The organism is Erwinia sp. Eh17-17 (genome assembly GCF_039675725.1).
GTDB lineage: Bacteria > Pseudomonadota > Gammaproteobacteria > Enterobacterales > Enterobacteriaceae > Erwinia.
The window spans coordinates 127,100-137,587 of sequence record NZ_JBDFQT010000009.1 but is presented as its reverse complement, the minus strand read 5'-3'; the positions used below and the strand labels follow the sequence as shown (position 1 = coordinate 137,587).

At 54.4% G+C, this 10,488-nt stretch carries 9 protein-coding genes and 1 riboswitch; of the genes, 3 read left to right on the top strand and 6 right to left on the bottom strand.

Features of this window, described 5'->3' with window-relative positions:
- Positions 1–344: 344 nt before the first annotated feature.
- Both murI and btuB read right to left on the bottom strand, forming a co-directional pair.
- Entirely contained in the window at positions 345–1,211 is an 867-nt protein-coding gene (gene murI, locus ABEH87_RS19130; protein WP_346578668.1) for a glutamate racemase, read from the bottom strand.
- Positions 1,156–3,042 (bottom strand): TonB-dependent vitamin B12 receptor BtuB, encoded by a 1,887-nt coding sequence (gene btuB / locus ABEH87_RS19125; protein WP_346578667.1) that lies wholly within the window; start codon positions 3,040–3,042, stop codon positions 1,156–1,158. Before btuB ends, murI begins: the two co-directional genes overlap by 56 nt.
- 65 nt (positions 3,043–3,107) lie before the next feature.
- Positions 3,108–3,290, bottom strand: a riboswitch (cobalamin riboswitch).
- Positions 3,291–3,414: 124 nt separating this feature from the next.
- Between btuB and trmA the strand changes: the two genes are divergently transcribed.
- The gene (gene trmA, locus ABEH87_RS19120; protein WP_346578666.1) at positions 3,415–4,515 is read left to right on the top strand and encodes a tRNA (uridine(54)-C5)-methyltransferase TrmA; all 1,101 of its coding nucleotides are present in this window, start codon (positions 3,415–3,417) and stop codon (positions 4,513–4,515) included.
- A gap of 36 nt (positions 4,516–4,551) precedes the next feature.
- On the opposite strand, the gene ABEH87_RS19115 is transcribed toward trmA, so the two are convergent.
- Positions 4,552–4,908 carry a YijD family membrane protein gene (locus ABEH87_RS19115; protein WP_346578664.1) on the bottom strand — a complete coding sequence of 119 codons (357 nt, stop codon included), beginning with the start codon at positions 4,906–4,908 and terminating at the stop codon, positions 4,552–4,554.
- Between the two features lie 35 nt (positions 4,909–4,943).
- Positions 4,944–5,585, bottom strand: a complete 642-nt coding sequence (gene fabR, locus ABEH87_RS19110; RefSeq protein ID WP_346578662.1) for an HTH-type transcriptional repressor FabR — start codon at positions 5,583–5,585, stop codon at positions 4,944–4,946.
- A gap of 191 nt (positions 5,586–5,776) precedes the next feature.
- On the opposite strand from fabR, the gene sthA reads away from it, so the two are divergent.
- Positions 5,777–7,177 carry a Si-specific NAD(P)(+) transhydrogenase gene (sthA, locus tag ABEH87_RS19105; protein WP_346578660.1) on the top strand — a complete coding sequence of 467 codons (1,401 nt, stop codon included), beginning with the start codon at positions 5,777–5,779 and terminating at the stop codon, positions 7,175–7,177.
- Here sthA and oxyR read toward each other — a convergent pair.
- The gene (gene oxyR / locus ABEH87_RS19100) at positions 7,160–8,080 is read right to left on the bottom strand and encodes a DNA-binding transcriptional regulator OxyR (protein WP_346578658.1); all 921 of its coding nucleotides are present in this window, start codon (positions 8,078–8,080) and stop codon (positions 7,160–7,162) included. The genes sthA and oxyR overlap by 18 nt on opposite strands.
- 134 nt (positions 8,081–8,214) lie before the next feature.
- On the opposite strand from oxyR, the gene ABEH87_RS19095 reads away from it, so the two are divergent.
- Positions 8,215–8,946 (top strand): glutathione peroxidase, encoded by a 732-nt coding sequence (locus tag ABEH87_RS19095; RefSeq protein WP_346578657.1) that lies wholly within the window; start codon positions 8,215–8,217, stop codon positions 8,944–8,946.
- Positions 8,947–9,030: 84 nt separating this feature from the next.
- Here ABEH87_RS19095 and argH read toward each other — a convergent pair whose 3' ends face one another.
- Positions 9,031–10,404, bottom strand: coding sequence for an argininosuccinate lyase (gene argH / locus ABEH87_RS19090; RefSeq protein ID WP_346578655.1), 1,374 nt, complete (start codon positions 10,402–10,404; stop codon positions 9,031–9,033).
- Positions 10,405–10,488: the final 84 nt, after the last annotated feature.

Genomic DNA, 10,488 nt, shown 5'->3' with positions numbered 1-10,488 from the left:
CGTCATAATGAATTTCATTATGTGTTCACTCTTAAGACTTGATATTTTTTGTCACCCGGAGGTGACTGATATCAATCCTGCGAGTGCCCACACAGATTGTCTGATAAATTGTTAAAGAGCGTTGCGAACAGTGCCGGAGCTTCCTGTCGCGAGGTGGCGTATATTACGCTTTCCTCCTTCGGAGTCAACTTCTTTTTGAGAAGTTTTTCCGGCGCTATCAGTTACCTGACGCTGCTGACCCGGTGGCCTGTAAGCCGTTGTTCCGTGTCAGTGGAGGCGCAGTATAGGGATTTTCTGGCGGCTGACAAGGGCAAATTGCAAAAAACTTTCTGAGTGGCGTTTTTTTACGCTAAAGTCCCTGGAAGGGTCAGTTTTTCGAGCTTTCCGAAGCCATAGCGTTGTAAAACGGGCATTAATTGTACTGCCTGTTCCGTGATGTCCATGCAAAACGCCATATTCTCATCCGGGGAAAAAGCCTCAGGGGACTCATTTTCCAGCAACCACACAGTACGACGGGCAATAGCTGCACCAGAATCAATTAAACGGGTACCTTCCGGGAGCACCTGCTGCAGCTCCTCACTGATAAGCGGAAAGTGTGTGCAGCCCAGCACTACGGTATCCGGCGGCTCCTGCATACGCAGCCACGGTTGCAGAATACGTTTTACGTCTTCTATAGCTACAGGCTGACCATGCAGCTTAGCTTCCGCCAGCTCCACCAGCTCAGCCGACCCCAGCATCTCGGTCTTACACTCACTGCCAAAACGCGCCACCAGCTCATGAGTATAAGGACGCTTTACCGTACCCCGCGTCGCCAGCAGGCCCACCACGCCGTTGCGCGTCAGACGCGCCGCGGGCTTAATCGCAGGAACGACACCGACAACCGGAAACGCAAAGCGCTCACGCAGAGCAGGTAACGTCACGGTACTTGCCGAGTTACAGGCAATCACCACCAGAGCAAGGGGATAGCGACGGGTGACCGCTTCAACAATGGCCACCACGCGCTCAACGATAAATGCTTCCGACTTTTCGCCATAAGGGAAAGCGACGTTATCGAAAGCGTAGAGATAATGGAGATCCGGCAAAAGTTTGCGGATCTCATCATAGACTGAAAGCCCACCGACGCCGGAGTCAAACACCAGCACGGTGGGGCGGCCTTTAGAAGTTGTAGCTGCCGCTGAGGTAGTATTCCCGTCCAGGGGTTTCATAGCCATACGCTGTCTCGTAATCTTTATCGAACAGGTTGGCAATTCTACCACGAACGGTGAGATGGGATGTGACTGGATACGAAACGGCGAGATCCACCGTGCTGTAACCCGGTAAACGACGTTGCTCCGACGTGAACTCACTGGTGTTGTTATCAAAGCGTTTACCAACGTACTGATAAATCGCATCCACATCGAAATCGTAAACGTTGAAACCGATCTGATATTTAGCCTGCTGCTTAGCACGGCGTCCCAGAACTTCATCGTCAGAATCACGACGCGCATCCAGGTATTCCAGCGTAATCTGATGATGGAACAGGCCAGTATCAAACTCGCCCGTCCACTCCACCCCTTTCAACGTGGCGGCCTTAATATTGTAATAGCCGCCAGCGAAAGTGACCGGATCGGAAGCATAATCAATAAGATTGTCGATCTGGTTACGATAGGCCGCCAGGCGCCAGCTTAACGGCCCGGTCAAACCTTCCAGCCCGGCTTCCCACTGTTTTGACTCTTCCGGCTTCAGATTGCGGTTCGAGGCAATATCGTAGCGCGTCTGTCCATAGAGCTGGGCCAGCGTCGGCGCCTGGAAACCCGTGCCATAAGAGAGCGTAACTTTATAGTCAGGAACAAATTCCCAGCCAGCCGCCGCTTGCCAGGTACCGTGTGTGCCAAAGTCCTGGTTATCGTCACCGCGCACGGAACCTTCTAACGTGACTGTCCCCAGCTGCTGCTGAGCCGTTAAGTAAGCCCCGGTGTTATCCTGCTTATAGTCATCTGAAACCTGTTCTGCCGCACCGAAAGGTAAACCTTTAGAGGTCAGCTTTTGCTGCTGCCAGTCCAGACCGGCGCTGACCATACCCTGCCCGACGCGTAAGGAGTTGCCCCACTGCAGGTTGCGCTGCTCCATGTCATCAAGACTGTTGTTGTTACCATAACGCCCTTCACTGCTGACATAGTTCCAGACTTTGTACTTCTGATAGCTGGCGATCAGCTGCGAAGAGTAGTCACCAAGATTAAAGCGCAGACCGGTATCGTAGCTGTGATTATAAATCTGCTGCTCATCCTGACCGGTCGGGGCACCTGCATCATAATCGCTGCCCGCACCGTAGCCGTAGCCGCGGAAAAAACCGGAGAAGTTCTGGTTAAACTGGTGCTCGACCCCGGCCCAGAACGATTTATTGCTCCAGCCATCACGATCGCGGTCCGTCGCATAAGCGGTGTCAGGCTGAATGTTATAACCCCTGGTGTCCTGATAGGACCCCGCCACCGTCACACGCGTTTTATCCGTCACATTCTGATTGAGGCTGCCGCTGTATTCCTGATAGTGGTTTGAACCCAGACCAGCAGTAATACTGGCGGCGTTCTCACTATTTTGTGTAATGACATTGATGACGCCCCCGATCGCATCAGCGCCGTATACCGCTGAACGCGGGCCACGAATAAACTCAATACGCTGAATAAGAGAAATGGGGATTTGATTAAAATCAGGGTTGCCGGTAATCCCCGGTTTAGCCATCGGGATGCCATCAATAAGGACTAAAGTGTGGCGCGCTTCCGAACCACGGATATACATTGAGGCACTCTGACCAATACCGCCATTCTGAGCAATATTGACACCCGGCAGGCGACGCATGACCTCTACCAGGTTTTTGGACTGCCAGAGGTCAATTTCTTGTTTCGTCACTACCGTGGTTGACGCCAGCACGGTCGAAACCGGCTGAGCAAAACGGTTCGCCGTCACTACCAGTTGATTATCACTGTCCTGTGCAAAGCCGTTTTGCGCCCAGAGGGAAATAGCCGTGGCGCTAAACGCCAGCAGCGTGTTTTTTGTTGTAAGCATGAACTAGCATCCGAAAGAGGTGCAGGATGCCGCAGGCATACGATCGATAGCACGCGATGATCGTAAGAAATGCGACGTTAACCGGCAGGTCTTCGGGCTCAGAATCGTTGAGTGGCAATGACTTCCCGTCCAGAGACAGTGTCTGCGTTACGCTATTGTCACGACATTCTATACCGCTGCGCGTCAGCTCCAGATTTACACTGGATTCCCTTTTAACTCGTTGGGAGGCCGGAAGCGGCATTTTATGTACAAATATGTTAGAAGTCCAGATATCCAGACATCCATAATGGACGAATAGTGAACAACGCTGGACATGAGTTAAAGAATCCCTACAATCGCCCGGCTATTATCGCCAAATACTCAGGAATGACCATGACACCCGAACAGCTGCCAATTGAACAATACGATGACCAACTCGCCGAGAAAGTGACACGACTGACATCCATGATGTCTGCGTTTAACGCTCCCGATGTCGAAGTCTTCCGTTCACCGGTCAGCCACTATCGGATGCGTGCCGAGTTCCGTATCTGGCATGACGGTGATGACCTGTACCATATTATTTTCGATCAGGAGACGCACAACCGCATCCGGGTTGATAGTTTCCCGGCGGCCAGCGAACTGATTAACCGCCTGATGCCCCGTATGATTGAGGCGGTACGCGACCAGCGGACGCTGCGCTTTAAACTTTTCCAGATCGATTATCTCTCCACAGTCAGCGGCCAGGTAGTGGTCTCGCTGCTGTATCACCGTAAGCTGGATGAAGAATGGCAGCAGGCAGCCACGCTGCTGCGCGATGCGCTGCGTGCGGAAGGTTTCGATCTGCATCTGATTGGTCGCGCCACCAAAACCAAAATCTGTCTCGATCAGGATTTCGTCGATGAGCGGCTGACCGTGGATGGCCGGGAGATGACCTATCGCCAGGTGGAGAACAGCTTCACTCAGCCGAACGCGGCGATGAATGTGCAGATGCTGGAGTGGGCGCTGGACACCACGCGCAATTCCAGTGGCGACCTGCTGGAGTTGTACTGCGGCAACGGCAACTTCTCGCTGGCGCTGGCGCGCAACTTCCGTCGGGTGCTGGCGACCGAGATCGCCAAGCCGTCAGTCGCCTCGGCACAATATAATATCGCCGTAAATCAGATCGATAACGTGCAGATTATCCGCATGGCGGCAGAAGAGTTTACCCAGGCGATGAACGGCGAGAGAAGCTTCAGACGACTGGAAGGCATTGACCTGACCAGCTATGAGTGTGAAACCATTTTCGTCGATCCGCCGCGCAGCGGTCTGGATGACGAAACGGTGAAGATGGTACAGGCTTACCCGCGCATCCTTTATATCTCCTGCAACCCGACAACGCTGTGCGATAACCTCGCCACGCTGTCAGCCACCCACGAGATTACGCGCCTGGCGCTGTTCGACCAGTTCCCGTACACGCATCATATGGAGTGCGGCGTGTTACTCACCCGCCGCTAGCGCAGGCCCGGGCGATACTCGTCGTCCGGCCTTGTTTTACTGGCTATTTTTGCGCGCGCGCCATTTCATCGCAATCCAGAATACCACCACCACCATCAGGATGGTCGGCACAAAGTTGGAGCCAATGTCCGGATAGGCCGCCCGAACGATGGCGCTGTACACCAGAATACCCAGCAGGAAAAAAGCGGCGGCCAGCGAGGGCATGCCGTCAGGCATCGCTCGATTCAGGTAACGCTGATGCAGACACCAGACGGCAAGGCCGAGTGTAATCAACGGGAAAACTGAAAACGGCACCAGTGAACTAAACAGGACAGAAAAGGAACCGTTGATCGAAAGTCCGGTAATAAAGGTCAACAACAGTGTTCCCTTGTCCCGGCCCGTAGCTAAATTCATGTCACCACCCTTTTAAAGCCTATCCCATCAGGCTCTTAGTCTTTGGATTCCAGCGTCACCGCCAGCCTCTCCTGCTCGCGCCGATACCAGTAGTATGCCCCTTTCGAGATCATACGTAGCTGCAAAACCAGTCGCTCTTCAAGCTGACGTCGCTGTCCGGCGTCAATATCCAGCGCTTCTGCACCGGCGTTAAATACGATGATCACCATCGCTTCTGCCTGCGCTTCCGTGAAGCTGCGCGGCATACGGTTTTCAACTTCCAGATAATCGGCCAGTTCGGCAATAAAATGCTGAATTTCACGGGCAACAGCGGCACGAAACGCGGCTGAGGTTCCGGATCGCTCACGCAGTAAAAGGCGGAAAGCGTTGGGATTATCGCCAATAAATTCCATAAAAGTAGAAACCGACGTGCGGATCACGCTGCCACCTTTGGCAATCCGCTGGCGTGCCTGGCGCATCAACTGGCGCAACATCAGGCCGCTTTCATCCACCATGGTCAGCCCTAACTCATCTACATCACGAAAGTGACGATAAAATGACGTCGGGGCGATACCGGCCTCCCTGGCAACTTCCCGCAGACTGAGGCTGGCAAAGCTACGCTCGGCACTGAGTTGACTAAATGCCGCTTCGATAAGTGAACGTCGTGTACGTTCTTTTTGCTGCGCTCTGACGCCCATAATTGTGCCTGTTTAGCCTGCAAGTGGGCACTATAGCAAAAATTTCAGCGTACAGTGGGTCAAACTTTGTGACCGCCTGTGAACTCCCTATTTTGCTAATTGATGGCAAAAAGTACGGTTAGAATTGGGAACTGAGCCGCGAGATGTTAGAATCTCGTTGTAAAATTGTATAAGAAATAGGACGTATTGGTATGCAACAGTCTTATGATTACGACGCCATTGTTATTGGTTCAGGTCCTGGCGGTGAAGGTGCCGCAATGGGTCTGGTGAAACAGGGAGCGCGCATTGCCGTAATTGAGCGTTACCACAATATCGGCGGCGGATGTACGCACTGGGGAACCATCCCTTCAAAAGCACTGCGCCACGCTGTCAGCCGCATTATTGAGTTTAACCAGAACCCACTGTATAGCGACCATACACGTCTTCTGCGTTCTTCTTTTGCCGACATTCTTAACCACACCGAAAACGTCATTAGTCAGCAAACCCGCATGCGTCAGGGTTTCTACGAGCGTAACCACTGTGAACTGTTCCAGGGTGACGCCCGCTTCATTGATGCCAACACCATCGAAATTGAAAGCCACGATGGAACCGTTGAGCGCCTGACTGCCGGCAAATTCGTCATCGCCTGCGGTTCACGCCCTTATCATCCGCCGGATGTCGACTTTACCCACCCGCGCATCTATGACAGCGACTCTATTCTCAACCTGCACCATGAACCGGACCACGTGATTATCTACGGTGCCGGAGTGATCGGCTGTGAGTACGCGTCTATTTTCCGTGGTCTGTCGGTCAAGGTTGATCTGATCAATACCCGCGACCGCCTGCTGGCGTTCCTCGATCAGGAAATGTCAGACTCACTTTCCTATCATTTCTGGAACAATGGCGTGGTTATCCGCCATAACGAAGAGTTTGAGAAAATTGAAGGGGTGGCAGATGGCGTGATCATGCATCTGAAATCCGGCAAAAAACTCAAGGCAGACTGCCTGCTGTACGCCAACGGACGCACCGGGAATACCGACTCGCTGTCGCTGGAAAACGTCGGGCTGGAAGCGGACGGGCGTGGCCTGTTGAAAGTGAACAGCATGTACCAGACGGCACAGCCGCATATCTACGCGGTGGGTGATGTCATTGGCTACCCAAGTCTGGCGTCTGCGGCTTACGATCAGGGCCGTATTGCCGCACAGGCGATGATTAAAGGTGAAGCCACCGCACACCTGATTGAAGATATCCCAACCGGCATCTACACCATTCCGGAAATCAGCTCTGTGGGTAAAACCGAGCAGCAGCTGACGGCGATGAAAGTGCCGTACGAGGTGGGGCGTGCGCAGTTCAAACACCTGGCGCGCGCGCAGATTGTCGGAATGAACGTCGGCAGCCTGAAAATCCTGTTCCACCGCGAGACCAAAGAAATCCTCGGTATTCACTGCTTTGGTGAACGTGCTGCGGAAATCATCCACATCGGTCAGGCGATTATGGAACAGAAAAACGGTGGCAACACGATCGAGTACTTCGTAAATACCACCTTTAACTACCCAACGATGGCGGAAGCCTACCGGGTCGCAGCGCTGAACGGCTTAAACCGCCTGTTTTAACGCATCGCGGTTCATCACGCCCTGCATATGCTCACGGATCTCCTCTGCCAGCTGCTCATAGCGGCCGCGCAGGGGTGAACCGGGGCGATACACTAACGCGATGGTGCGCTGTGGTACTGGCTTATAACAATCCAGGTAGCACACCCCGTCGCGTACTCTCTCCTTCGGCACTGCCAGCGATGGCAACAGCGTAATTCCGCTGCCCGCCGCCACCATATTGCGCAGCGTTTCCAGACTGGTCGCACGGAAGTGCGTGTCTTCATCGGCTCCGGCCTGGAAGCAGAAGCCCATCGCCTGATCGCGCAGGCAGTGACCATCCTCCAGCATCAGCAGTTTTTCGCCGGAAAGATCGGACATCGGCACGCGATCGCGCTCGTGCCACGGATGATCGGCGTAGATCGCCAGCTTCATCGGCTCGTCAAACAGCGGCACTTCAATAAAGGCTTCCGACTCTTTCACCAGTGCAAGAATGGCGCAGTCCAGCTTGCCGCTGTCGAGCTGCGCCAGTAGCTGCTGAGTCTGCGCTTCGTGCAGATACATCTCCAGCTTCGGGAAAGTTTTATGCAGCGTGGGAATAATCTGCGGCAGCAGGTAGGGACCCACGGTCGGGATCAAACCGATATGCATCGGACCCGACATCGCCTCGCCCTGCTGACTGGCCATCTCTTTCAGCACTTTCACTTCACGCAGCACGGTACGCGCCTGATCCACCAGCAGCAGGCCCGCCTGGGTGAATAACACTTTGCGGCTGGTACGCTCCAGCAGCATCACACCCAGCTCATCTTCCAGCTTGCGGATCTGTCCGCTCAGCGTTGGCTGACTGACATGGCAGGCATCGGCTGCACGACGAAAGTGGCGATGCTCCGCCAGCGAAACCAGATACTCCAGATCACGAATGTTCATCTTAACCCTCTGTTGCACGATAGCCCGTGACGATAGATAGCATAGCAACCAACGATTATCCCTATCAAGCCTGAATATGAATAATGTGCCCGTGCCGAAAACCGGCGATCCATTCCGCTAACAAGAGGTCTTTTATGTTTGCAAGTCAGGAAGGTAAATCTATCCCGCAGGTCACTTTTCACACGCGTCAGGGCGACAGCTGGGTCGACGTCACCACTGATGAGCTGTTTAAAGACAAAACGGTGATCGTTTTTTCACTGCCGGGTGCCTTTACCCCTACCTGCTCTTCCAGCCATCTGCCGCGCTATAACGAGCTGTCGGACGTGTTCAGACAACATGGCGTGGACAGTATCCTTTGCGTATCGGTCAACGACACCTTTGTGATGAACGCCTGGAAAGCCGATCAGCGCGCCGGGAACATCACCTTTATTCCCGATGGCAACGGTGATTTCACCCGTGGCATGGAGATGCTGGTCGAGAAAGCCGACCTCGGCTTTGGTCCGCGTTCATGGCGTTATTCAATGCTGGTGCGTAACGGCGTGGTTGAAAAGATGTTCGTCGAACCAAACAAGCCGGGCGACCCGTTTGAAGTCTCCGATGCCGATACCATGCTGCGCTATGTCGCGCCGGAATATAAAGTACAGGAATCCGTTTCTCTGTTCAGCAAACCGGGTTGTCCGTTCTGTGCGAAAGCCAAACAGATGCTGATCGATCGTGGAATTCAGTTTGAAGAGATTGTGCTGGGCCAGGATGCAACCACCGTCAGCCTGCGCGCCGTGACCGGCCGGGCCACCGTGCCACAGGTGTTTATCGGCGGGCGCCACATTGGCGGCAGCGATGATTTAGAGCAGTTTTTCGCGGCATAACAAATCCAGGGGCGACCTTTTTTCCGCTCGTCCCCTGCACGCATGACGGGCTGACCGGAAAAGAAGGTCAGCCCGACAACACCATCACGCCAGGCGCTGTTTCGCTTCGGTAATCGCTTTCGCTACCTGATGTGGAGAAACGCCGCCCTTCGCATTACGCTTATCAAGGCAGGATTGCAGTGACAGGATCGGGTAAACATCCTCGCCAATCACGCTGCTGAACTTCTGCAGATCGGACAGCTTCAGCGCTTCCAGCGCCACGCCCTGATTAATCGCTTCCACTACCGTTTCACCGACAATATGGTGCGCTTCACGGAACGGCACGCCTTTGGCGACCAGGTAATCCGCCAGCTCTGTTGAGTTAGCGTAGCCCTGCTCGGCCGCTTCCTGACAGCGCGGGCGTTTCACCTGAATACCCTCCAGCACCAGCGCCGCCATATGCAGGCAGTCAGACCAGGTGTCGAGTGCGTCGAACAGCCCTTCTTTGTCTTCCTGCATATCTTTGTTATACGCCAGCGGCAGACCTTTCAGCGTCATGCTCATCGCGGTCAGCGCACCCTGTACGCGGCCCACTTTGCCACGGATCAGCTCCAGCGCGTCCGGGTTTTTCTTCTGCGGCATCAGTGAAGAGCCGGAAGTAACCTTATCGGACAGCTCAACAAAACCGGATTCGCCAGTGTTGAAGAAGATCAGATCTTCAGCAAAGCGCGACAGGTGCACCATGCCGATCGACGCGTCAGACAGCAGTTCCAGCACGTGATCGCGGTCGGAAACGGTATCCAGGCTGTTACGGGTGGCTGAGGCAAACCCTAACCACCCTGCCAGCTGCTCACGGTCGATTTCATAGGCCGTTCCGGCCAGTGCGCCACAGCCCAGCGGGCTGACGTCAAGGCGCTTCAGCGTATCCTGCAGGCGGCTTTCATCGCGTGCCAGCATCTCAACGTAAGCCAGGCACCAGTGCGCAAACGTCACCGGCTGAGCGCGTTGCAGGTGGGTATAACCCGGCATCACCGCATCCTGATTCGCTTCTGCGGTGGCGATCAGCGCCTGCTGGAACTGGCGCGTGGCGATCAGCAGTTCGCTGACCTGCAATTTGCACCACAGTTTCAGGTCGGTGGCGACCTGGTCGTTACGGCTACGGCCGGTGTGGAGCTTTTTGCCCAGCGAACCGACTTTGTCGATCAGCTTGCCTTCCACCCAGCTGTGAATATCTTCAGCGTCGCTTTCCAGAATTTGCTGTGGATTCGCACGCACTTCTTCCAGCAGAACATTCAGCGCGCCTTCCAGCTGCTGCTGCTCGTCTGCGGTTAACACATTGACCGTCACCAGCGCTTTGGACCAGGCAACGGAACCGATGATGTCCTGCTCTGCCAGACGATAGTCGAAGCGCAGTGAGTCATTGAATAGCTTGAAACGTTGATCTGCTGCCTGCGTAAACCGTCCACCCCAAAGTGCCATGTTGAGTACTCCATTCAAAAAATGTAATAAGGGCGGCACAGGTGCCGCCCCTACGAATGCCTGTAGGAGCGAGGCATGCCTCGC